The 23,592-nt window shown below is 37.2% G+C and carries 24 protein-coding genes and 1 other annotated feature; of the genes, 12 read left to right on the top strand and 12 right to left on the bottom strand.

The window, feature by feature from the left end; genetic code table 11:
- Nucleotides 1–117: 117 nt before the first annotated feature.
- Nucleotides 118–1,749: a methionine--tRNA ligase gene (metG, locus tag AC6F34_RS11450; RefSeq protein ID WP_500772180.1), complete on the bottom strand. Its 1,632-nt coding sequence runs from the start codon at nucleotides 1,747–1,749 to the stop codon at nucleotides 118–120.
- A 54-nt stretch (nucleotides 1,750–1,803) separates the two neighbouring features.
- Nucleotides 1,804–2,070: a binding site (T-box leader), on the bottom strand.
- A gap of 156 nt (nucleotides 2,071–2,226) precedes the next feature.
- Here metG and AC6F34_RS11445 point away from each other — a divergent pair.
- Both AC6F34_RS11445 and lepB read left to right on the top strand, forming a co-directional pair.
- The gene (locus AC6F34_RS11445; RefSeq protein WP_500772178.1) at nucleotides 2,227–2,511 is read left to right on the top strand and encodes an AbrB/MazE/SpoVT family DNA-binding domain-containing protein; all 285 of its coding nucleotides are present in this window, start codon (nucleotides 2,227–2,229) and stop codon (nucleotides 2,509–2,511) included.
- A gap of 185 nt (nucleotides 2,512–2,696) precedes the next feature.
- Nucleotides 2,697–3,206 (top strand): signal peptidase I, encoded by a 510-nt coding sequence (lepB, locus tag AC6F34_RS11440; RefSeq protein ID WP_500772175.1) that lies wholly within the window; start codon nucleotides 2,697–2,699, stop codon nucleotides 3,204–3,206.
- A 14-nt stretch (nucleotides 3,207–3,220) separates the two neighbouring features.
- On the opposite strand, the gene AC6F34_RS11435 is transcribed toward lepB, so the two are convergent.
- Together AC6F34_RS11435 and AC6F34_RS11430 are read right to left on the bottom strand one after the other, a co-directional pair.
- Nucleotides 3,221–4,327, bottom strand: a complete 1,107-nt coding sequence (locus AC6F34_RS11435; protein WP_500772173.1) for a metallophosphoesterase — start codon at nucleotides 4,325–4,327, stop codon at nucleotides 3,221–3,223.
- A 29-nt stretch (nucleotides 4,328–4,356) separates the two neighbouring features.
- Nucleotides 4,357–5,286: a helix-turn-helix transcriptional regulator gene (locus tag AC6F34_RS11430; protein ID WP_500772171.1), complete on the bottom strand. Its 930-nt coding sequence runs from the start codon at nucleotides 5,284–5,286 to the stop codon at nucleotides 4,357–4,359.
- A gap of 180 nt (nucleotides 5,287–5,466) precedes the next feature.
- Between AC6F34_RS11430 and modA the strand changes: the two genes are divergently transcribed.
- Nucleotides 5,467–6,258 (top strand): molybdate ABC transporter substrate-binding protein, encoded by a 792-nt coding sequence (modA, locus tag AC6F34_RS11425; RefSeq protein WP_500772169.1) that lies wholly within the window; start codon nucleotides 5,467–5,469, stop codon nucleotides 6,256–6,258.
- On the top strand, nucleotides 6,255–6,911 hold the full coding sequence (gene modB, locus AC6F34_RS11420; RefSeq protein WP_500772167.1) for a molybdate ABC transporter permease subunit: 657 nt from the start codon (nucleotides 6,255–6,257) through the stop codon (nucleotides 6,909–6,911). Before modA ends, modB begins: the two co-directional genes overlap by 4 nt.
- Before the next feature lie 203 nt (nucleotides 6,912–7,114).
- Here the strand turns inward: modB and AC6F34_RS11415 are convergent, their stop codons facing one another.
- The 4 genes from AC6F34_RS11415 to AC6F34_RS11400 all read right to left on the bottom strand — a co-directional run bounded on the left by AC6F34_RS11415 (nucleotide 7,115) and on the right by AC6F34_RS11400 (nucleotide 10,988).
- Entirely contained in the window at nucleotides 7,115–8,122 is a 1,008-nt protein-coding gene (locus AC6F34_RS11415) for a FecCD family ABC transporter permease (RefSeq protein WP_500772165.1), read from the bottom strand.
- Nucleotides 8,122–9,111: a FecCD family ABC transporter permease gene (locus AC6F34_RS11410; protein WP_500772163.1), complete on the bottom strand. Its 990-nt coding sequence runs from the start codon at nucleotides 9,109–9,111 to the stop codon at nucleotides 8,122–8,124. Before AC6F34_RS11410 ends, AC6F34_RS11415 begins: the two co-directional genes overlap by 1 nt.
- Nucleotides 9,112–9,265: 154 nt before the next feature.
- The gene (locus AC6F34_RS11405) at nucleotides 9,266–10,192 is read right to left on the bottom strand and encodes an iron-hydroxamate ABC transporter substrate-binding protein (protein WP_500772161.1); all 927 of its coding nucleotides are present in this window, start codon (nucleotides 10,190–10,192) and stop codon (nucleotides 9,266–9,268) included.
- Nucleotides 10,143–10,988, bottom strand: coding sequence for an ABC transporter ATP-binding protein (locus AC6F34_RS11400; RefSeq protein ID WP_500772159.1), 846 nt, complete (start codon nucleotides 10,986–10,988; stop codon nucleotides 10,143–10,145). Before AC6F34_RS11400 ends, AC6F34_RS11405 begins: the two co-directional genes overlap by 50 nt.
- Before the next feature lie 123 nt (nucleotides 10,989–11,111).
- On the opposite strand from AC6F34_RS11400, the gene AC6F34_RS11395 reads away from it, so the two are divergent.
- Nucleotides 11,112–12,164 carry an NAD(P)/FAD-dependent oxidoreductase gene (locus AC6F34_RS11395; RefSeq protein ID WP_500772157.1) on the top strand — a complete coding sequence of 351 codons (1,053 nt, stop codon included), beginning with the start codon at nucleotides 11,112–11,114 and terminating at the stop codon, nucleotides 12,162–12,164.
- A 22-nt stretch (nucleotides 12,165–12,186) separates the two neighbouring features.
- Here AC6F34_RS11395 and AC6F34_RS11390 read toward each other — a convergent pair whose 3' ends face one another.
- The 3 genes from AC6F34_RS11390 to AC6F34_RS11380 all read right to left on the bottom strand — a co-directional run bounded on the left by AC6F34_RS11390 (nucleotide 12,187) and on the right by AC6F34_RS11380 (nucleotide 14,814).
- Nucleotides 12,187–12,747 carry a TVP38/TMEM64 family protein gene (locus AC6F34_RS11390; RefSeq protein WP_500772155.1) on the bottom strand — a complete coding sequence of 187 codons (561 nt, stop codon included), beginning with the start codon at nucleotides 12,745–12,747 and terminating at the stop codon, nucleotides 12,187–12,189.
- A gap of 423 nt (nucleotides 12,748–13,170) precedes the next feature.
- Nucleotides 13,171–13,689, bottom strand: coding sequence for a DoxX family protein (locus AC6F34_RS11385; protein ID WP_500772153.1), 519 nt, complete (start codon nucleotides 13,687–13,689; stop codon nucleotides 13,171–13,173).
- Between the two features lie 246 nt (nucleotides 13,690–13,935).
- On the bottom strand, nucleotides 13,936–14,814 hold the full coding sequence (locus AC6F34_RS11380; RefSeq protein WP_500772151.1) for a LysR family transcriptional regulator: 879 nt from the start codon (nucleotides 14,812–14,814) through the stop codon (nucleotides 13,936–13,938).
- A gap of 113 nt (nucleotides 14,815–14,927) precedes the next feature.
- On the opposite strand from AC6F34_RS11380, the gene AC6F34_RS11375 reads away from it, so the two are divergent.
- Nucleotides 14,928–16,025 carry a citrate synthase/methylcitrate synthase gene (locus AC6F34_RS11375; protein WP_500772149.1) on the top strand — a complete coding sequence of 366 codons (1,098 nt, stop codon included), beginning with the start codon at nucleotides 14,928–14,930 and terminating at the stop codon, nucleotides 16,023–16,025.
- A 21-nt stretch (nucleotides 16,026–16,046) separates the two neighbouring features.
- Here the strand turns inward: AC6F34_RS11375 and AC6F34_RS11370 are convergent, their stop codons facing one another.
- Complete coding sequence (locus AC6F34_RS11370) at nucleotides 16,047–16,952, bottom strand: AEC family transporter (protein WP_500772146.1); 906 nt, start codon at nucleotides 16,950–16,952, stop codon at nucleotides 16,047–16,049.
- Between the two features lie 185 nt (nucleotides 16,953–17,137).
- Here AC6F34_RS11370 and AC6F34_RS11365 point away from each other — a divergent pair, with 185 nt between their 5' ends.
- The 5 genes from AC6F34_RS11365 (at nucleotide 17,138) to AC6F34_RS11345 (ending at nucleotide 21,171) form a co-directional block, all read left to right on the top strand.
- Complete coding sequence (locus tag AC6F34_RS11365; RefSeq protein ID WP_500772144.1) at nucleotides 17,138–17,857, top strand: YebC/PmpR family DNA-binding transcriptional regulator; 720 nt, start codon at nucleotides 17,138–17,140, stop codon at nucleotides 17,855–17,857.
- Between the two features lie 56 nt (nucleotides 17,858–17,913).
- Nucleotides 17,914–18,435: a P-loop NTPase family protein gene (locus AC6F34_RS11360; RefSeq protein WP_500772142.1), complete on the top strand. Its 522-nt coding sequence runs from the start codon at nucleotides 17,914–17,916 to the stop codon at nucleotides 18,433–18,435.
- 42 nt (nucleotides 18,436–18,477) lie between these two features.
- The gene (locus tag AC6F34_RS11355) at nucleotides 18,478–18,894 is read left to right on the top strand and encodes a hypothetical protein (RefSeq protein ID WP_500772140.1); all 417 of its coding nucleotides are present in this window, start codon (nucleotides 18,478–18,480) and stop codon (nucleotides 18,892–18,894) included.
- A 223-nt stretch (nucleotides 18,895–19,117) separates the two neighbouring features.
- Nucleotides 19,118–19,636, top strand: coding sequence for an RNA polymerase sigma factor (locus tag AC6F34_RS11350; RefSeq protein ID WP_500772138.1), 519 nt, complete (start codon nucleotides 19,118–19,120; stop codon nucleotides 19,634–19,636).
- On the top strand, nucleotides 19,633–21,171 hold the full coding sequence (locus AC6F34_RS11345; protein WP_500772136.1) for a DUF4179 domain-containing protein: 1,539 nt from the start codon (nucleotides 19,633–19,635) through the stop codon (nucleotides 21,169–21,171). Before AC6F34_RS11350 ends, AC6F34_RS11345 begins: the two co-directional genes overlap by 4 nt.
- Before the next feature lie 216 nt (nucleotides 21,172–21,387).
- On the opposite strand, the gene AC6F34_RS11340 is transcribed toward AC6F34_RS11345, so the two are convergent.
- On the bottom strand, nucleotides 21,388–22,113 hold the full coding sequence (locus AC6F34_RS11340) for a D-Ala-D-Ala carboxypeptidase family metallohydrolase (protein ID WP_500772134.1): 726 nt from the start codon (nucleotides 22,111–22,113) through the stop codon (nucleotides 21,388–21,390).
- Nucleotides 22,114–22,500: 387 nt separating this feature from the next.
- On the opposite strand from AC6F34_RS11340, the gene AC6F34_RS11335 reads away from it, so the two are divergent.
- A complete protein-coding gene (locus tag AC6F34_RS11335; RefSeq protein WP_500772132.1) occupies nucleotides 22,501–23,409 on the top strand; it encodes an AraC family transcriptional regulator in 909 nt (302 codons plus the stop codon).
- Nucleotides 23,410–23,592: the final 183 nt, after the last annotated feature.

Raw genomic sequence — 23,592 nt, 5'->3', positions numbered from 1 at the left:
AAGTTTTATTTTCGAATAGGAAATAACAAATCTCCTATGACTGTGGATATCTTTAATGATACTGACTTTGATTATAGCTTCATGTCTCATTTGTCTATGATTGTGTAGAGCGGACGTTTATTTCTTAGCTTGTTCCTGTAGCCTTTCTAATTCGATCTCGATTTCTGTTAGATCAATCCGAATAAATAGTGGGGAGACAGGTAATAAAGTTTCTGGTAAGTCTGTGATAAGTGCCCAGTCAAAAGCCTCTACTTGTAAGATCTCTTTTACTTTTGCGCTTGAGAAAGGAAGGAATGGTGTAAGTAATTGCGCAAGATTCACTATTGCATAAGTACATTGCAGAAGTGTACTTTCACATTCTGCATTATTTTCTTTTGCTTGAATCCATGGCTTTTGTTCGTCAAAGTATTTATTCATAGAACGAATGAAGGTAAAAATCTGATCTAATGCCGCTTTGAATTTTGTGTTCTCAATCTTTTCGCCAACTTCCTTATAAAGACGATTTAATTGTTGAGCTAGTTCAGGAGACATTGGTCCTGTTGGAATCCTACCTGAAAATGATTTTTCAATAAACTTCAACGTACGGTTAATGAAGTTTCCATATCCTCCTAGTAGTTCTCCATTATGACTCAAAATGAATTCTCTCCATGAAAAATCTGTGTCTCTACTTTCAGGAGCATTGATCGTTAAAAAATAACGGATGGAATCGGCATCGTAACGATCTAGAATGTCTGGTGTCCAAACGGCCCAGTTGTTGCTTGTAGAGATTTTCTTCTTTTCAAGCGTGACATATTCATTTGACACAATATGTGTTGGCAAAGCACGATGTTTTGTTCCTAGCAGAATCGCTGGCAAAATCATAGTGTGGAAGGGGATATTGTCTTTTCCATGCACATAATATGCAATTGTATCTTCCTTCCAAAAGTCATCAGCTGTTGTCTGTTGCGATTCAGCCCATGCTTGACTAGCGGAGTAGTACCCAGCTACGGCTTCAATCCACACATAAATCTTCTTCTCTTCATATCCTTGGATTGGACAAGGAATGCCATTTGGTAAGTCCCTAGTTCCTGCTCGATCGAGTAATCCTTCTCTTAAGTATCTCTCTGTTAGCTGTACCGCATTGTTTCTCCATTTACCTTTATTTTGCTGTACGAGTAATTCAAGCTCTTTCTGAAAGGATGACAGTGAAAAATATAAATGGGAAGTAACACGTACTTCTGGTTCACAGTGACAGATTTTGCACAACTTATCATGTAATTCAAGGGGATCAAGAATCGATGAACAATGATCACACTGGTCCCCGCGAGCTTTTTCTCCACAATGTGGGCATAGCCCTTCTACATAGCGATCAGGAAGGAATTGTTCACATGTGATGCAATAAGCTTGTTCAATCTCTTTTTCATAAATATAACCATTCTCATATAACTGTTTAAATAGATGTTGAACGGTTTTATGATGTGCCTCTGAATCAGTGCGCGTATATAAATCATACGTAAACCCGAGCTGCTTGAAGTTTCTAGTAAATTGATCATGAAAATAATCAGCGATTTCCTTCGTTGTTTTTCCTTCCTCTTTCGCTCTAAGTGCAATCGGTGTCCCGTTGCAATCACTTCCTGAAACATATAGAACATTTTCTCCTTTTTGTCGGAAGTATCGAGCAAGAATATCCCCTGGTAATAAGCTTGAGATATGCCCTAAATGTAAAGATCCATTAGCATATGGCCATGCGCCACCGATAAATATAGTCATTATTACTGCCTCCTAAAAGAAATAAAGTAAAATAAAAAACCCCGTCCTTAAAAAATTAAGGACGAGGTTTGAATCCCGTGGTACCACCTATATTCACCAAATAAATTGGCCTTAGTTCAAGTACGGCAAATCATAATTGTTTGCGATACTGTGACCTTGTTAACGGAAGTCAAGTCCCGATGCCACCTACTAATAACGAAGTTACGTTCAGCACACTGCTCAAAGGCCATTTTCAAATGAGTTTCCTTTTGCCCCTTTTCAGCTACTAGGGCTCTCTTGTAAAAAGTCCATTCATTTTACTTCTCTTATCATTGCATTTATTAGATGAAATTGATACTGATTATAACGAATATATACGATTAAATCAATAAGATTAAAATTAGTTTACGAAACAAATAAAATATTGTAAAAAATAGTAACTTCGTATAAAATTACCTTAACTTAAATAAATATGAATCTATTAAGGAGGCAAAGCAGTTGAAGAGTACAGGTATTGTCCGAAAAGTGGATGAGCTGGGGAGAATTGTAATACCGATGGAATTAAGGAAAACGCTTAATATTAGAATTAAAGATCCAATTGAAATCTTTGTAGAAGAGGAAAAAATCATTCTACGAAAATATGAAAGTAGACAAGCTTGCATGATTACCGGGGAGATTTTAGAAGACAATGTTATATTGGCAGACGGAAAGATCATTCTTAGTAAAGAAGCATTGCAAGAAGTCATAAAAGAAATCAGTGATTACCTCCCAGTAAAAGCTTAATCAATCTGTACAATCGCTTATATGCCATATAGAAATAGAAAAAACACTTGGGCTTCCAAGTGTTTTTTTTATTAAAATTCCTTTACAATACTAGCATGATTTACTAATTTTTTTTACATAAAATAAACTTTCAGAACATTCTTGATATGTTACAATAGGTAAAAAGACTAGTGTGGTGAGAGTGCATGAAAAAAAGGAAAAGTGTCATATGGACTACAACTATTATGGGTTTGATAGTAGTTGCGTGTATTTGTTTATCATACTTGTTTGAGCCAGCCGTTGTTCAAGGCGTTTCAATGGAACCCACCTTTTCTGAAAATCAGCATGTCCTCATATACAAGACAGATGAAGTAAAGCGATTTGATTTGATCGTTTTTAAAGCACATAATGAAAAGGATATTTTTATTAAAAGAATCATTGGTGTCCCTGGAGATACGGTTGAAATGCGAAATGATGTCTTATTTATAAACGGCATTGAGTACAAAGAGCCGTATGTGAACAGGGAAACGTTCATGATGAGAACGACAGGGAACTTTTCACTCCATTCCATTACAGGGTTAGAAGTAGTTCCTGAGAGACAATATTTTGTCCTAGGTGATAACCGAATGAAAAGCAATGATAGTCGTAATTTTGGGTTTATTCATGAACAGCAGATTATCGGAGAAGTCATCTTTAAACTATTTCCTTTTCAATAAACAAAAGTATTTTCTCACTTGCTGAAACGGACATTTATTTCTACGATTTCAGACTGTGAGCCTATCCGAATCGGTGGACCCCAAAATCCGTATCCGGAAGAAACGATCGCATGTAAGTCTCCGAATTTTGCATAACCCCAATCCAAATCAAATACTTTCTGGGTAATGAGATGATTGGGTGCCATTTGTCCCCTATGTGTATGACCACTTAACAATAAATCCACACCAATCTCCTTTGCAAATGTGATTTCACTAGGTTGATGATCCATCATAATTATTGGCTTAGAATCGTCTAATCCCTCTAATAGCTTACTCATTCTCAATCGCTTTCGATCAGCTTTATCCTTTCTCCCAATAAGATAAAAATGATCTCCTAACATCATGGATTCATCTTGAAGAATATGAATCCCAATTCGATCCATCTCCTCTACGAAGGCTGGAATTGCTCCACCGTAGTATTCATGATTTCCAAGTACTCCATAAATCCCTAGTGGTGCTGACAGTTGCTTTAGTTCATCTCCCATCTTTTTAGCCATGAATGGTTTAGGATCATCATCAATTAGATCGCCTGGAAATAAAATAAGGTCAGGCTGTAATTGATTAATCTCTTTCACAAGTCGTTTCGCATGCGCTAACCCGGACAAGGTACCGAAGTGCATATCAGACGCCATGACAATCTTTACTCGTTCTATGTTTTTCACGTGTTTGTTAATTGTGAGCTCGTACGAAATGATTTTAGGCGAATAGGCATTATATGTACCAATTAAAACAATTAGAAGTAAGATTATAACCAAAATCCATCCGACCCATATAATCACTGATTCCTGTGGTATCGTTGTAAAACGATTTAAGAGAACAACGATATTACTTAGTGGCAAGAAAATGAGTAAGTACTGTAATAATGCAAATGAATAAGCTCCGACTACTCTAAAGAAGGATAACTTCCAATGGAATCGTCCAATCAAATATGAATAGAAGAACAAATAACAGAATGAAAAAACAATCCATTTAATGTCTAGAGAGAACATTGCCTGGAGCCAGGTATGAATATTCCATCCAATGTAGAAGACGATTAATGTATATATTGTAATAAGAGAAGTGAAGAAGAATTTATTTTTCATTGGTTACCTCTATTTGGTTTGTAGAAAAACTAAGTCTCATATATAATTTGCCCGGTCTTACTCGTATCATATCCATTAAACTGAATGATTTGATCTTTAAATGTGTGTGATTGTACTGTTTCTTTTAGCCACTTTACAAGTTGTTTGTTTTCATTTGTTTTTAAAACGACAAGTTCATAGTCTTCTTGAATGAGTGGCACAAAATCAACATTCGCAATTCTGGCAACATTTTCACTTCCAATCCCCACATTGGCTTGGCCACTACTGATTGCAGATGCAACTGAGATGTGACTTGTATATTGACTAGTGTAGCCTTGAATATTTTGAGAGGAGATTTTATTTTTCCTTAATTGTTCATCAATCAGTACTCTGGTTCCAGAACCCTTCTCACGATTAGCCAATATCACTTCTTTTTTAGCTAAATCTCTCCAACTCCTCATTCCTAAAGGATTTCCTTTTTGAACGTAATAACCAGCTGTTCTTCTTAATAAATGAATCAGAAGAAATGGCTCATTTACAAAGAGTCTTTTAACATATGGAAGGTTATATTGATCAGTGTCTGCATCATATAAGTGGACACTTACAATGGTGCATTCTCTGTTATACAAAGAAACCAAGCTATTGAGACTACCTGAGTACATTCTAAGCGGCGTGTCTTTCAGATGTTTTTCAAGATGTGTACTTAAAAGATCTAATATTTGATCTTGTCCACTTATAACAACTTGATTACTCATTGAAGGGAGTGTCTCTTTTGAAACCTTGATGGAATCGTGCTTCTCTTGAGCAGACATTCTATTTTTTGATTTATATTGTTCAACATGTTCATGCTCAATTCGCATTTGACGTCCAACTCGAAAGGCTGTAATATCTCCTTTTTTTATTAGATCGTAAATGGTAAGCTTTGAAACCTTTAATATTTTTGAAAGTTCCTCGATTGTATAGGAAGTGTCTGTTCCCATGAAAATCACTCCAACTTCATGTCGTTACTTGCATTTTATCCTAGTTCGAATCAAGAATAAACAAATCTTTCATTAAGAGCAGAGAGATTTTTAATTAACTGTGAGAAAAATCATATTCAGTTATAATTAGTTATAATAAGATATAATTAGTTATAACTAATTATACTAACGAGGTGTATTATGGATAAGAAATATGGAAAGACATGGATCATCATTTTTATTTTGATCATTTTTACTATTGGATGTTCCAGTTCAACCGGAAATCAAACAACAAAAGATCAAGATGTTGAATTGATGGTTTCTGCAGCTGCTAGTTTAAAGGAAGCAATAGAAGAAGTTGCAACTCAATACATAAATGAAAATGAACATGTACAGGTAAGCTTTAACTTTGGTGCTTCAGGTTCATTACAGCAGCAGATTTCCCAGGGTGCTCCGGTAGATTTGTTTTTTTCTGCAGCAGAGGATAAATTTCAACTATTGGTAGATGAGGGCATGATTGCAAAAGAAGATGGCGTTCAATTATTAAGAAATGAAATTGTCTTGATCGCACAAGAGGGAGAAGAAATGATTCAGTCTTTTGAAGATCTAACAAAAAATGAGATTGATCAAATCTCGATTGGTACACCAGAATCAGTACCTGCTGGCAAATATGCTAAAGAGTCTTTAGAAAACATGGACCTATGGGAGGAAATAGAGGAAAAGATTGTGTATGCCAAAGATGTACGTCAAGTATTATCCTATGTAGAAACAATGAATGTTAAGGCTGGTATTGTGTACAAAACAGATGCTGTTGGTTCAAATAAAGTATCAATCATTGCCTCAACGGAAGTTGGATCACATGAACCTATTGTATACCCGGTTGGGGTTTTAAAAGAAAGCAAAAGCTATGAAGAAGCAAAGCATTTCTATGAATACCTTCAAACAGATGTAGCGAAGAATATCTTTGCAAAGTACGGGTTTATTACGGAATGATTGAACAGTTTTTATCCCCTATTTGGTTGTCCTTAAAAATTGCTTCTCTAAGCGGCGTAATTGTGGTAATCATTGGGACAATCGCAGGGAGGGTGTTTGCAAGGAGAACGTTTAAAGGCAAAGTGTTTGTAGAGACACTCCTGCTTTTACCAATGGTTTTACCTCCAACTGTCGTAGGTTTCATCCTCATTGTCATCTTCGGAAAAAATAGTGTTTTTGGGAGAGCAATAGAGTGGTTATTTGGTCAGCCAATTATTTTTACCTGGTGGGCAGCTGTGATTGCAGCAATTGTCGTTGCATTTCCACTAATGTATCAGTCGGCAAAATCAGGGTTTCAGTCGATAGATCGAGACATAGAATACGCGGCGATGGTGGATGGGGCGAGTGAATTGAAGGTTTTTTTCTATATTTCGATTCCGCTTGCTTCAAAGGCACTAATATCTGGTGCTATATTGAGCTTTGCCCGGGCTCTCGGTGAGTTCGGGGCAACACTTATGTTTGCAGGGAATATCCCAGGTGTCACCCAAACAATCCCGACCGCGATATATTTAGCAATCGACTCAGGTAATTTAACAATGGCATGGCTATGGGTTGCATCGATGATTGTAATATCATTCGGAATGCTTATCTTTATTCAATTAAGGCTGAAATGATAAAAGACTGACGGGGGAAGTGTCTCAGACTGTAGCATAGGAATTGTTAAACCTGAAATCGATTTTCAGGGTCTTCCACTAAGGTTGTATGCTTAGTCTGATAATTTTCTTCAAGACATACTGAGTGTGTCTATATTACTCAATATGCTCCACGAAAAAATGTAGCCAAAGTCGTTTTTCGACTTTGGCTACATTTGCTTGTCTTATTTCTTTAGTAATAAGTACATAAAGTATGGAGCTCCAATTAAAGCAACCATAATTCCTGCTGGAATGCCATCAGGATCGACTATGTTTTTTCCAATTAGGTCTGCAATCATCAATAAGAATCCACCGATTAAGATGGCGATAGGTAAGAACAATTGATTTCTAGGGCCAATGAGTGCCTTGGCTATGTGAGGCGCCATTAGTCCAATAAAGGCGATTCCTCCAGTTACAGATACTGCCGAAGCTGCTAGTGCAACTGCTGCCATTAAGAGCAGTAGTCTTTCTTTTTCTATGGAAACGCCAAGTCCAATGGAAACGGAATCACTAAACCCTAAAAGGTTTATTCGCTGTGCTTTCATTAATGTGAAAGGAATTAAAATCAATAACCAAGGGATAAGAGCCATAGAGAATACCCAATCAGTACCCCAAATATTCCCTGCTAACCAACGGGCAATGAAATCTACCTTTTCCCGTTCTGCCGAAGAGATAAGGAAAATCATTAGCCCTGATAATGCCATTGAAAAACCAATTCCCGTTAATACTAGCTTAGTAGGGTTGACTCCTAAAGATTTTCGATACGATAGTAAATAGATGCTAATCGCTGTTAATCCTGCTCCTATTAAAGCGACAAAAGGCATCAAATAAACAAAACTTCCTTGACTGATTGGGAAGAATAGGAAGTAAATTGCAATGGCAACACCAGCACCACTATTAATCCCGATAATACCAGGGTCTGCTAAATCATTTTTTAAAATACCTTGTAAGATTGCACCTGAGAGTGCCAATGCCATTCCGGCGAGTAAGGTGATGACCATTCGGGGTAAACGGATTGAAAAAAGGATGAACTCTTCTTTAAATGTTCCATTTCCCATTAAAATCGGTATGATGCGATCCATTCCGATTGAAGAATAGCCAACGCTTATGCCGATGATAAAAGTAATAATTATGCCGATGATTAATAAAGTAAGAATGATCTTTTGCTTTCTTAAAATGGAAGGATGGATCATTAGATATGACCTCCTTTACGATGTACAATCCAGATGAAAAATGGCAATCCAATGATGGATAAGATTGCAGCAACTGGTGTTTCAAATGGTGCATTGATTGTTCGTGCTCCAGTATCTGCTATTAGCATGACAATCGCCCCAATGATCATTGAGAACGGGATAATGTTTTGATAATCTGTTCCAACAATTTTCCTTACAATATGTGGAACCATCAATCCAATAAAAGCAAGATTACCAACTAATGCAACAGATGCACCAGTGAGTATGACAACGATTACAAATAGAATTGCTTTCGTGCGAGTTGTATTTTGCCCTAGGCCAACAGCAACTTCTTCACTAAGGCTTAAGATTGTTAATTGCTTAGAATATAGAATTGCAATAATCATCCCAATGACAATAACAGGCAAAAGTAACTGTAACTGTGACCAGGAAGTCCCCATCAGTCCACCTGATGTCCACATGGATACTTCTTTTGAAATCTTAAAGTAAATTCCGATACCTTCCGCAATGGCTGTGAAAAAAGTAGTTACACAGGCACCTGCTAGCACGAGGCGAAATGGGGAAAAGCCCCCTTTTTTCATCGAACTTAATCCGAATACCATGATTGCTCCTACAGCAGCTCCAATAAAGCAAGCGATCATGATTGAATATGTGCCAGTCGCCATAGAAAAAGCCATTGTAATGGCGAGCGCTGCATTTGCTCCTGAGGTTAAACCAATCAATCCAGGGTCAGCAAGTGGATTTCGTGTCATCCCTTGCATAATTGCCCCCGACACACTAAGAGCCGCTCCGACAAGAATAGCAGCAATTTCTCGAGGAAGACGAATTTCTTGAATCATTAAGGCTGTGGAATTGGTCGCAACATCACCGATGAGTGCACTCCATACATCTGATAAGGTTGTATCTGCTGCCCCTAATGTGATGGATGCTGCAAAAGCAAGAAGTAAACTAGTGAAACTAAGTAGATAGAGTATTTTTATTGATTTCATGGTCCACGTCATCTCTCTTAAGACATTTATTAGTTAGGATAAGTTTTAGAAAAATAAGCAATAGGCAGCATATCCCTTGTTCTTTAGAGAGGGGAGGGAATGCTGCCTGGGAAAATATATATTCATAAGTAGGGGGGCTACTTAGTGAATGACATTATTGATTTAAAAAGTGATCAATAAAGAATTCTAATTGATTATCTAATGATATTGGGTCATTAAAATAGAATTCCTTTGCATTTGCTTCAAAAACTTGATTGTTTTTGACTGCAGGGATGTTTTTATATGTTTCTGTTTCTTGATAAGAGTTATCTTGGTCTGAATCTTTACTTATGATTAAATAATCGCCAGCAAACTCTGGAAGTACTTCAGCAGAAAGAGTATAGTAACCTGCTTCAAGCGCCATTTCTTTTACTTTCTCAGGCATAGCTAGTTTCATTTCTTGATATAAAATTTCTGTGCCACGACCCCAGTTATCGCCGAAAACATATATTTGTTTGTCGAAATTTTCAATAACTGAAACGGTTGCATCTTCACCAATTTTTGCTTTAATGTCTTCACCAGCTTCGTGAGCACGGTGCTTAAAATCGTCTATCCATGCTTGTGCTTCTTCTTCTTTATTTAGAAGCTTACCAATCTCTAGATGTTGTGTTAAGTAATCAAGTTGTCCATAAGTGAATGTAACAGTTGGTGCGATTTCTTGCAACTTATCCACGTTCTTAATTGTGGATAGTCCGATAATTAAGTCTGGATCAAGCTCAATAATTTTCTCTAGGTTTTCGTCAGTTACTTCTTCGACACCTTCTAAGTAAGAGTCGTATTTTGGATTCGTTTTTGACCATGAATCAACACCGACAAGGTCAACATCCAAAGCCATTACATTCCCTGCATACGTGGAAAGAACAATGACTCTTTCAGGATTAGCTGGAACTTCGACAGGGCCATTTTCAGATTCATAAGTAATTGTATCACTATCTTGTTCTTTACCTGAATTTTTATCTCCTTCTGATGAGGAATCTCCGTTTCCGCAAGCACTAAGAATGAACAAGAGCAAGCTCACGAGGAATATCGAGATTTTTTTCATGATTTACTTCTTCCTTTACTAGTTGATAGGATAAGCACATTGGTTTATTTGTAAGTGGGTCACGTCCAATGACTGCATCAATATTGAATACTTTCTTTAGTACATGATTTGTCATTACTTTCTCACATGAACCAGCTTGAATGACTTCGCCTTGTTTAAGCGCAATCAAGTAATCTCCAAACCTAGCAGCTTGGTTAAGATCATGAAGCACCATAACAATTGTTCTTCCTTGTTCACGATTTAACGTTTGTAGAAGCTCAAGTACTTCTAATTGATGCGCCATGTCTAAATAGGTTGTTGGCTCATCAAGAAAAATGATTTCCGTTTCTTGGGCAAGTGCCATTGCGATCCAAACACGCTGTCTTTGCCCACCAGAGAGGGCGTCCACTGTTCTGTATTTGAAGTCTATAATGCCTGTCACTTCCATTGCCCAATCAATCGCCTCATAGTCTTTTTTTGTAAGTCTGCCGATTCCTGATTGATGTGGAAATCTTCCATATGATACTAACTCCCCAACAGTTAAGCCACTTTGACTTTCAGGTGATTGAGGGAGAATCGCCATTTTCTTAGCTAATTCCTTTGTTTTCTCTTTGGCAATCTCTTGTCCATCTAATAAGATCTTCCCTGATTTATGTGGAAGTAGGCGCGTCATTGCTTTAAGTAAGGTTGATTTGCCACAACCGTTCGCACCAACAATGACAGTTACTTCATTGTCAGGTATGGATAAAGAGAGGTTCTTGATAATAGTTTGTTCTCCATATCCAATATGTAAATCGGTTGTCTGTAGGCGAACCATTTCCATCCCTCCAAGAAAAAATAAAATAGTAGTTGATTAACAATCTCATTATAGATTACAATCATAATATAATCTTATTGAGAATGATTGTCAACATCAATTATGTGAAAATTGAATGGAGAGATGAAATTGAATAAAGATTTATTCGATGTCACGATTATTGGCGGCGGACCTGCTGGATTGTATTCAGCTTTTTATAGTGGACTTAGAGAGATGAAAACAAAAATTATTGAGTTCCAACCGATTCTTGGTGGAAAGATTCATGTATATCCTGAAAAGATGATTTGGGATGTTGGGGGAATGTTACCAATCCCAGGTGCTAAATTAATTGAACAACTTGTAGAGCAAGCGCTAACGTTTCGTCCTGAAGTGGTATTAAATGAGAAAGTCACTTCAATTGATCGAGATGAGGATGGACATTTTGAGTTACATACAGGTTCAGGCCAAGTGCATTATTCAAAAACAGTCATTGTAGCAGTCGGCAGTGGTGTATTGTCTCCACAGCGTTTAGATGTAGAAGGTGCAGAGAGGTTCGAAATGGCAAATCTTCATTATACTGTCCGCGCACTTCAAGCATTTAAGGATAAAACGGTATTGATTTCAGGTGGTGGAAATTCGGCGATTGATTGGGCAAACGAATTAAGTCCAATCGCAAAGAAAGTCATTGTCTCCTACCGTGGAACAGCATTAAAAGGACATGAAGCCCAAGTACAACAGCTCATTAATAGTGGTTGTGAGGTACATTTGCAAACACAGGTTCATAAGTTGATTGCAAATGAATCGAGAGAAAAGATTGACACAGTTGAACTCATCCATGTGGAAACAGGATTGAAGCAGCAATTAAAGATAGATGATATTCTTGTTAATCATGGTTTCGAACGAGACTCTCAATTAATAGAAAATAGTCCGTTGAAAATAGAGCAACTTGATAATTTCTATATTAAAGGAAGCACATGTAGCGAATCTTCTATTCCAGGCTTATTTGCTGCAGGTGATATTCTTAAATACGATGGGAAGGTTCATTTAATTGCAGGGGCCTTTCAAGACGCGGCAAACGCTGTTAATAAAGCAAAAACGTTTGTAGAGCCAAATGCAGACCAAACAGCAATGGTGTCGTCCCATAATGAACGATTTAAAGAAAGAAATCGTGAACTGGTAAAAGAATTAGTTAAATAATACTTGAAGCGACTAATTTATCCTAAGAGGATAAACGTCGCTTCTTTTTTTGCTGAAGAATTACGATGATTGCTACTATAGAAAGTATTGATAAAATGAGCTTCCCTTGCCAATTCCAGACAAGTATTTGATAAACTGCATATGCTTCAATTAGAAGAGCTGGAACTTTTCCAACGGTACTCGCAATCGAAAATGGAACAACACCCATTTTGCTTGCTGCACTCATGAACGTCACAAGACTGGAAGGAATAAAGGGGAAGATCCTTAATGCGATAACGAGTGAGAATGCATACAGCCCGTTTGCCTGTTCGAATTTATTTAAGAGGGTAGTAGGCTTCTTTCTTTTGGATTTATAAGCGTAGATCCCTTTACGATAAATCAAAAAACTAACAATCGCTCCAATGGCTTCACCAATGATTGATAGAATTAGCCCTGTCTGAAAGCCGAATACAGCTAAGTTTGCAGCTGTAATAAAAAAACTAGGCAAAACGCCGAGTATACTTATGATTATATTGATCAGAATACTGATCAGAATAGCCATTTCCCTGTAATCTTCTAAAAGCTTTATTAATTCAAGTTCCATTGATTTCACCAAGTTTAAATTTGTTATGTAGTATTCTATCATGCAAAGGTGAAAAGAGAAAATCAAATTAAAAGAAGCTTCTCAGACCGTTGACAAACGCTCGCATACGTCGTTGCTTGTCTCGATCGTCCCCTTCGGGTCTTCGTTAGGACTGCCCGCCTCGTCTGACAAGCGTTTTCAAGACAGTCTGAAGGTTTCCTTGTTATAAAGATTAATGATTAAAAGCCAATCCTGTTGGATTGGCTCAGACCGTTGACAAACGCTCGCATACGTCGTTGCTTGTCTCGATCGTCCCCTTCGGGTCTTCGTTAGGACTGCCCGCCTCGTCTGACAAGCGTTTTCAAGACAGTCTGAAGGTTTCCTTGTTATTAAAGATTAATGATTAAAAGCCAATCCTGTTGGATTGGCTTCTAGTATTCGTTCTTATGATGCATTTACATTTATAGTGGCAGTGTCTTTCCCTTTGCTGAATTGTTTGCGTAAGAATGGTAATACATAGCGGTCTAAACCATATTTACCTGCATTGTATCCAGCAGCTGCGATGAATACACCCATGATAATGTCAGTTGGGTTGTGAGATACTGTTCCTGCTAGCATGAAAGAGAAGTTCATGACCATTCCGAAGAATACAGCAGCAGTTGTTAAGCATCCTAAGATTAGTCCAAGCCCTACTAAGAATTCGCCCCAAGGAATCAAGATGTTGAAAAGTCCAATATTAGGAATTGCGAAGCTTTCTAAGAAACCAACATACCATCCATATACTGGACCACCACCAGGACCAGTGACTGGGTTTGCAGCAGCGTTTGCTAAGAAGCCTGATGCATCAAATCCACCTGTGATTTTCCCCCAACCAGCAGTTAACCACATATAACCAAGATAAACACGAAGGACAGTTAAGATTCCAGCTACAATATTATTTTCACGTAAAAGCTTGTTAAACATAGAGCATCTTCCTTTCAATTTTTAAGGTGTATGATGATTACACTTAAAATTTACCATGAAAAGAAGGGGGATTCACTATGAATGTGAAGTAATTCACAATTATGTAATAAAACTATGGCGATAATTTGAACTAAGAATATTTTAAGTATCAAATGCATGTAGAACCCTTGTGAAACCAAGGGTTCAACTTGTTAATAAATTATGGCAGTAAAGTGATTTTGATTACATAAAGGTGGCATGAACGGGCTAGATTCGATACCCCGAGAGAAAGTGTAAAAAGGTTTGCTGTTTACGGTGATTGTATTTAATAATAGAATACGTATTCGCTGTTTTCCTTTTAATTCGAGAATAAGGTACCTCTAAAAGCCAGCCTTCTAATAATTCTTTTCTAACAGTTGAGACTGGCAAGTAAGAGATTCCTAAGCCTTCAATAATAAACCGTTTTGTAATATGAATTTGGGATACAGCCATCATCTTCGTTGACGGATAGATGATTTTCACTTCTCTCTTCAAGTCTTCCCAATATAGAGGATGGTGATCTGTAATCAAATGGTATTTTTGCAGCACCTGTTCTTCTTCTAGTGGAGGAGCTGATTCTGAGTCAAAACCGTCATGTGGGGCCACGAGGACGATTTCATCCTCAAATAGTATATTGCTTTGTAAATCATCATGGTTTGCCGGCAAACAGGACAGCCCGATATCGATCTGATCTTGTAATACTTGGATTTCAATCGCTGCAGAATCCATCACCTTAACAGAAACTTCAACATTTGGATTTTCATTCATGTATTTTTTCAATACATAAGGCAATATCGTATCTGCAATAACAGGAGAAATGGCGATTGACAGTTGTTCTGTATATCCTTGTACATAGGATTGTAATTCACGTTTCCCTTGTTCGTATGTTTGCAGTAGCTTTTCTGCATGACGAATATAAAGCCATCCTTCTTCCGTTAATTTAATTCTTCGACCATCTCTTTTAAATAAGGAAACTCCTAATTCTTTTTCAAGATGATGAATATGAACAGTTACTGTTGGCTGAGATATAAAAAGCATTTCTGCTGTTTTTCGAAAATTTCCTGTTCTTGCTGCAGTTAAGAATGTCTGAATCCAATCAAATTCCATAAGAGTGTCCTTTCTGTTTGATTAATCATTTTAATCAATCTTATTAAAAATAATTAATTTTCTTAATTTTAAATCAAGTATATACTATTGAAAACATGTAAGGGGGAGAAAAAATGGTGCAACCAGGTTTAAAAGGGGTTATTGCTACGGAAACGATGATAAGTCATATAGATGGAGAGAAAGGGGAGTTATCTTATCGAGGCTATGACATTAAGCATTTGACTGAATCGTATTCATTCGAAGAGGTGTCGTATTTAATGCTTTATAAGAAGAAGCCTACAACGAAAGAGTTGGAAGAATTCAAAACAAGACTCATTCACGCTCGCAAATTACCAAGCTATATAGATGAGCTTATTTATTCGTTGCCAAAAACGATCGGTATAATGGAAGTGTTAAGAACTGTTCTATCTGGGTTGGGGGATGAGACATTTAAATGGAAGCCGACAGTTGACCAAGCTATTCGTATGGTTGCCGTCACACCTGTGATCATTGCGAAACGATTTAGATATTTTCAAGGGCTAGAACCAATTGAACCGATGGAAACATTTGATACTGTAAAGAATTATTTGCTGATGCTAAAAGGAGAGGCACCGTCACAGGCTCATGTTCAAGCGTTGGAAACATATATGATTCTAACCATTGAGCATGGTATGAACGCTTCAACTTTCTCAGCAAGAGTTACAGCTTCAACAGAATCAGATCTTGCGTCCGCAATTACTTCTGCACTTGGAACGATGAAGGGTCCATTGCATGGCGGCGCTCCTTCTGAGGTAATCGAGCTATTAAACGAAGTAAACAGAGCAGGAAATATAGAAGCTGCGTTAAGGAGAAAGCTCGATCGTGGAGAAAAGTTGATGGGGTTTGGGCACCGAGTGTATAAGACAATTGATCCGCGTTCAGTTGCTTTAAAGGAAAAACTCCTTTCCTTCACAGGGGAAGATAAGTGGTTAGATTTGGCGATTCAGGTGGAAAAAGTAGGAATTGAGCTATTAGCAGAATATAAGCCTGGCAGAGAGCTGTATACGAATGTTGAGTTTTATGCAGCGGCTATTATGAAAGCGGTGAAGATGGAAGAGTCGCTTTTTACACCGACCTTCTCAGCTAGTAGAATGGTCGGTTGGTGTTCTCACGTTTTAGAGCAATCAGAAGCGAATGTTATTTATCGCCCACAAGCGGAATATATCGGACAGTTTCATCAAGTAAAAAGCTGAAGGGATCCCCTTCAGCTTTTGTTATATCCCAACAAGGATTAATACGATTGGAATCGTAATTAAGCTAAGAATTGTTGTAATAAAGGTAGTGAATGAAACAAAATCAGGCTCTGTGCCAAATTGTACGGCAAGGATTGTTGTATTTGCAGCTGCAGGCATCGCGGCTTGTAAAATTAATACACTCTTCAACAAATCATTAACTGGGAAAAACGATAAAATAAGTACTGCAAGAGCAGGTGAAACAATCATTCGAATGATTGAAACATAGGAAACCTTCGGCCATGAAACCTTTTTACGTACGATGACAGCAAGCTGCATTCCAAGAATTAGCATGACGAGTGGGATTGAAGCATCCGCAATTAAGCTGATTGCACTTAAAAAATTGTCAGGAATTGAAAGTGACAGTAATTGTAATGCTACCCCTAATAAAGCACCATGTAGAACCGGCATTCTGACCATTCTTCTTAACGATTGTGAGATCGTTGCTTCTTCTTTTCCTCCTAGGGATGCAAAAAACAAACCAACTGTGTTCATTAGGAAAGATTGAAATACCATCATGATGACGGCATAATCGAAGCCTAATGCCCCAAATGCAAATAAAACAACGGGAGCACCGTAATTTCCACTATTCATAAATACGCCACCAAGCATCATGGCGGACATTTGCTGTTTTGTAGACTTAGTAAAATAACTTAATGCACCAACGATAAGAGCAAGGAAAATCATTAGCAATATACAAAAAAGAATAATATATAAATAGTCCATTGTGATTTCATTCGTATAAAATGTACGAAAAGCTAAAAATGGAGACATGACGTATAAAGCCAATTTTGAAAGTGACGGAATGTCAAATTGAAATACTTTTTGTCCGATGTAACCTGTTAAAAAAATCATTAAAACAGGAGTCATAATCATTAATAATTCCACAACAAATTTCCTCCAGTATGAACAATTAAGATAAACTCTATTATACTCTTATTTTTTGTGAAGAAAATATCTTCCTTACAAGTAAGTGGGGATTTAAAATTCTCGAATATTTTCAATCAGGATCGTTTGCGTTATAATATGGGAGAAAAATAAAGACTAGATTGAACGTGAAAGAGAGTGAAAGTATGGGCCGAAAATGGAACAATATTAAGGAGAAAAAGGCTTCTAAAGATGCAAATACAAGTCGTGTGTATTCAAAATTTGCATTGGAAATATATGTAGTGGCAAAACAAGGTGAACCAGATCCGGAATCTAACCAAGCATTAAAGTTTGTATTAGAAAGAGCGAAAACGTATAATGTCCCCCGTAATATTATTGATCGTGCAATTGAAAAAGCAAAAGGAAACTCAGATGATAATTATGATGAGCTTCGTTATGAAGGATTTGGTCCAAATGGTTCAATGATCATTGTTGATGCATTAACAAATAACGTGAATAGAACGGCTTCAAATGTACGTGCTGCATTCGGAAAGAATGGTGGAAACATGGGTGTGAGTGGATCGGTATCGTATATGTTTGATGCGACTGCAGTATTTGGTCTAGAAGGTAAAAGTGCAGATGAAGTTCTAGAGCTATTAATGGAAGCCGACATTGATGTACGTGATGTTTTAGAAGAAGATGAAACAGTAATTGTTTACGCAGAGCCAGACCAATTCCATGCAGTGCAGGAAGCATTAAAGGGAGCAGGTGTAACGGATTTTACTGTTGCAGAACAAACGATGCTGCCACAAAATGATGTTATATTAGATGCTGAAGCAAAGGCTCAATTTGAAAAACTAATCGATACGTTAGAGGATTTAGAAGACGTACAACGAATTTATCATAACGTAGATTTAGGAGAATAAATGGTGCACGGATCGCAGAAGCGGTCCGTTTTTTAAATGAAGGAGATGATCGATTCGTGAATAAAATCTTAGTAATGGGTTCATCAGCAGGTGCTGGAAAATCAACCTTTGCTCGCAAGTTGAGCGATAAGCTCTCGATTCCGGTTCATCATCTAGATACATACTATTGGAAGCCCGGCTGGGTGGAAGCAGACAACGTTGATTTTTTGGATGCTCAAAAAAAACTTGTACAGAAAGATCAATGGATTATTGAAGGGAATTATCTAGGTAGTAGCACAAACCGTTTACAAGAAGCAGACACGCTTATTTTTATTCAAACCTCCTTAAGTGTCTGCCTTTATCGGGTACTGAGGCGACGGATTAAGTATCATAATCAAACGAGACCAGATTTAACAGAAGGATGCCCTGAAAAGATTGATTGGCCATTTCTTTCCTTTATCATTAAAACGTATCGACCTCGAATTGAGCAGATGAATCAGATTTACAACTCCTTTAAGAAGAATGGTAAAGCTGTGATCATCTTAAAAAATAACAAAGAAATTAATTCGTTCTTCCATCGAATAGAAAAAAATGGATAGAAACGATTAGTGGAGGGAACGCTTAGTGAAGAGGTGAAGATTATGCTTAAAAAAGCACTGATTCTTTTCTCGTTGTTCTCAATTATGATGGCTGTAAATACTGAAGCTGCGACGGAAAAGAAAGTACAAGTTTTTGATGCAGAAAAACGCAAAGTTACAATGGAATTAAAAATGCGAAAAGATATACAAGCAGAAACAGAGGCAATCCTAAAAGGAATTAATGGGGTATTTAAAAATATGAACCCACTGCCTCGAACTGGACATATGGTCAAGATCCCCCTTGGGCCAAGTGTACTCGTGCAAAATGAATGGTTTCATGCATTAATTGACGAAGCAATCATTATTTATCCAGAAGAAGGATCACCATATATTCTGATCTTTGATGACGAAAACCGTGCTAACTTTTTAACAACAAGCCATAATGGAAAATCATTGTACCGAAAAGTTTTTATCGACTAAAAACCTTCATTTGAGAGTGGAGGTTTTTTTATTTCAAGGTTTGGATAATGATGTTGAGTTTGGATGGGAAGTCATCAAGTTAGTTTGGTTAGAATAATAGTAAGTTGTTTTTTGTGAGTTCGAAAATTCGTTATAATTTTCTTAATAGTAAAAATCAATGGAACTTTATAGAGTAGATGATGCTCTTATTTATAGAAAAGCAGTAAGGAAAGGAGGGGCGTAATTGATCACATTAGCAGATGCTAGGCTCCTAAAAAAAATAAAAAAGAATGATTTACACGCAGTCTTGGATTGGTTTGATGACCGAAAAGAGAAGTTTTATAACATTGGTTGGTCTTACTTAAAAAGTCATCACGATGTAGAGGATGTCTTTCAAAACACGATTTTAAAAGTAAATGAAAAAATTGGGCAACTAAAGGAAGACCGTTACTTTGAATCATGGGTGACAAGCATTTATATAAATGAATGCCGCTCTGTTTATCGAAAGAGGAACAAAACAGATGTACAAGAGCAAGAGGAAGCCGTCAAATCGAATGAACTAGATACGAAGATTACGATTTCTACTAGTCTAGCAAAACTCGATGAGAAGCATCGCGAACTTATTATTCTAAAATACATACATGGTTTTTCTCAAGAAGAAATTGCAGAGATTGTCCATTTGCCCATTGGTACAGTGAAATCACGGCTATATCGTGGGTTGCTTCTGCTAAGAAAAATCATGGAGGAGGGTGACGATGAATGAAGTGTGAAGAGATTCAAGAACAGTTGATTGATGAGATTGAAGGAAATCTGAATGGTGAACAACGAGATAAATTGAAGGAGCATCTAAGCAAATGTAATCAGTGCTCTGAGGATTATAGTATGTTAAAGCACATCATTGGTGAATTGAATGTCCCAGAAGGGCAACAAGAGATCCCACCGCATTTTTTCACCAGTGTAAGAAACAAAGTAGAGAATGCTTCTATTAAACAAAAGAAAAAAAGAAGATGGGGCTTTGTTGCGAGCTTAGGGCTGGCTGCTTCCTTAACAGCATTTACTGGAACAGCAATCGCTACAAACGGCTTCTCAACCTTTACTGAGTGGTGGCAAGGGTTCAGTGCAAAAGAAAATGAACATTTGGAACAACTCACATCCGCCGGACTTGCTGAACCGGTAAAGCTAGAAGCGATTAGCAATGACATAAAAATCACTATCACAGACGTAGTAGCAGACAATATTCAAACGACACTTTATTATGAGGTAGAGGACTTAAAAAGAGAGAACTTATACAATTTAGGATTTGAAAACAACAAATTTAAACAAGGAGAAGTTGAGCTATTACACAGAGCTGGTTACTCTTATTACTCAGAAGATGATTATATATTCCGAGGCAAACAAACTTTTGATTCTCTCGTTTTTAAGAATGGATTTATATCAGCCTCTATTTCAGAGCTTTTAAGAATGAAGGAAAATTCAATTGGATATTATCATCCAGAAGACCCAGAATACACAGTGATTAATGGTGAGTGGAATTTTGAAATCCCTGCGAAAAAGCATGATGCAAAACGATATGATCTTGATATTGTTGCCAATGTTGAAGGATTAGAGCTGGAGTTTTATCGCTTAATCGTATCTCCAACTACTACAAAACTCCATTATCGAGTGAGTGGGGATGGATTCAACAGAAGCGAATTTTTTATCGATTCACTTGAAGTGAATGGAGAAAAGGTTCATAATGAAGAGTATTTTAATTATGCCCAATATAATTCTAGTTTCGATCGAGTAGCGACCTTTGATTCTATTTATGTCAAGGATGTCCAAAACGTAAAAATCAATATAGCATCTCTATCTACATTTGTTGAAAAACCTATGGAGTTTATAATCACCCCTGATGTTGAAAACCAAACATTCGAGTATTTAGGGAATGAAATCTCCATCGAAAGTATCAATATTGGTGATCCTACGACATTTACCGTTCATGAATCATTTACAGGTGAACGTAATTATACAATATTGTATTATGACGTAAGAGATGAACTTTATGAAAAAGGTGTATTCCACGGATTTGAGAATACATTTAGTGAAGGGAAACTAGTGGATAACGAAGGAAATGCATTTGATTATGATTCTAATTATTTTCTAACGAAAGAGTTAGAAAATCCTCACTACTATCCAACCTCTAAAGGGTACGAGAGAAAATCGTATAAAGGAAATCCATTTGTCCCTAGTAAACTAGTGATAGAAGGATATTCTAAAACGGACTTTATCAATCAAAGCATTTCAATTACGATACCATGATTATAAAAGGCAGGCCATTATGGTCTGCTTTTGTAATACCTTTATGCTAATTGATTCGGCTTACGATAGATAGCGGGACCAAGGATCGGAACTAACCTCTAGGTAATCTTGAAAGTATAGGTATTGACTTGACCACAGTTCCAGCTGTGGTCATGCCTTATCGTTGAATTGAATGAAAAAGACCCGCATCCTTAAAGATGCGGGTCTGGATAGTTATTAATTCCACCACCATTGTTGAGATCCATAAGAATACTCAACTCTGCTGTCTAAATGGACAAAGCCGCTTTCATTATACATTCCGCTGAAACCAGATGTTTTTGCATAATTTTTCGCTGTATTCGTAGATACTCCTGAGATATTAATATCTGCTGCTATACCGTACATATGCTGACTATTTGAGGCTCCACCAACATTGCTGTTATGGGATACGCTGCGGAACCCTGAATTAATCGTAATCGGTTTATTGCCAGCTTTTACACGGACAGCTTCCAGTTTATACATAAGGCGGCGGACATTCTCCCTCACCGTCGCTTCTGAAACCTTTCCATTTTTAAAACCGCTTCCGTCTTTTGAATGAAATTCACTGTAGCTGAAATGCTTTGTGCCATTTGAGCTTTCTAAATCGTTCAGCTTCGCTTGGGTTGCCGGGCCTACAATTCCATCTACAACCAATCCATAAGCACGTTGAAATCTTTTTACTGCAGCTGATGTTGCCGGACCAAATTGACCGTCGACTGCAACAAATGTTTGGCTAGAAGAATCGGCTGCCCAGCCTGCAACTCTTATTTGTAACTCCCGTACATCTGCTCCACTCATTCCTTCACTTAAAGTACGGTTCCATGAATACGCCTGTGCATCTGTTTCAGTAACGACTAAAAATGCCAATGATAATAAAAATGCAAAACTTAATGTGCCTAACGTCCTCTTCATCATCTTAACCATCACTATCAATCTCCTTTAACAAGATTTTATATAGGTGGTTTCTATCAAAGGATGCAGTAGCTATCTATCATTTAGATTAAAGGAAATAAGCGAATCGTGAATGAGGAGTTTTTCCTTTTATAAATTGTCACTTTTGCCTTAATCATTCGACATATCTTTACTAGATCAGGCTATTTTTAGTGTATTTTTACTCATACTTTGTAGGGAAATTTATCAATATTTGTAGTAGAGATTGATTTAGAAGAAAATACTATTTTACTAGAGAAGTGATTTGAACTCCTTCTTATCTACGCTTTTAAGATTTTTATTTTCGTTAACGTAGGAGGCAGTTGAATAGGCTTTTCCTATATAATAGGAGATATCATTCGAAATGGTAGGTAGGACTGGATGAATAGACAATTAGAGGAAATGCAAGCTGTGATTGATTATATCGAGGATCATTTAAAGGAACGGTTAACTTCAGAGCAATTGGCTCAATTAGCAGGGTACTCTCCTTTCCATTTTAATCGACTGTTTCAAGCGTATACAGGTTTGTCTTTAATGAATTATGTGCAAAAAAGACGGCTACAGTATGCTCTTTATCAAATGGCAAGAGGGAGTAAAATTATTGATGTGGCACTTGAGTATGGCTTTGATACGCATGCTGGGTTTACAAAAGCGTTTAAAAAAACATTTGGGAGCTCTCCAGCAATGTATCGTCAGCATTGTCCTGCTTCATTGCCAACGAAGATTAACTTGCTCGTTTTGGAGGAGAAGCAAACTGGTGGAGTGGTCATGCAGCCTAAAATTGTGGAGGTCGAACCATTCAAAGTGATTGGAAGAACGTATGATAACCAAATTGAAGACGTTCAGTTTACCCGGGATGCTCCTGCTCATTGGCAAAATCAAGGATTGATAGACGGTTCAATCGAAAGAGAATTATATGAGAAGGTGAAGCCATCTATTCATGGGGAATATTGCTTGAACCTTCGTCGAGAACTACAAACCTTTACCTATTTATTTGCTGTTCGTTTTGAGGAATCGTATAACAATACTGAGTTTACGGTTTTAGAAATAAAGGGAGGGGAATATGCGATCTTTCAGACCCCAAGTGTAAATGTAGCAAGATTTTCACAAGCAATCAAAGGTACTTGGCGTTTTATTGTCGAGGATTGGCTCCCGCAATCTGCTTATGAACTAGATGAGTCTCGTGTTGATTATGAGTATTACGATGAACATTGCCATTACTGGGAATTTGATAAAATTTTTATGGAGATATACTTGCCAATACAACGAAAAAGCCTCAATCCTTTGTAAATGACCGGAAAATAGTAATTACTCATAAGTTTTTCATTTAAAAATACACCACTATTCTTCTAGTGGTGTATTCTAGTTTTTGTTAAATTATAGAATAGAGTTTGCTGTAATGATACTGCAACAAGTTTAGCAGTTAATTTATTTACATGAGTTCAAGTGAAAGAGTTACCTCAACTATTTCAT

Source organism: Niallia sp. CD-39, assembly GCF_059874745.1.
The sequence above is the reverse complement of the archived record's forward strand: the minus strand, read 5'-3'. Positions and strand labels throughout refer to the sequence as shown.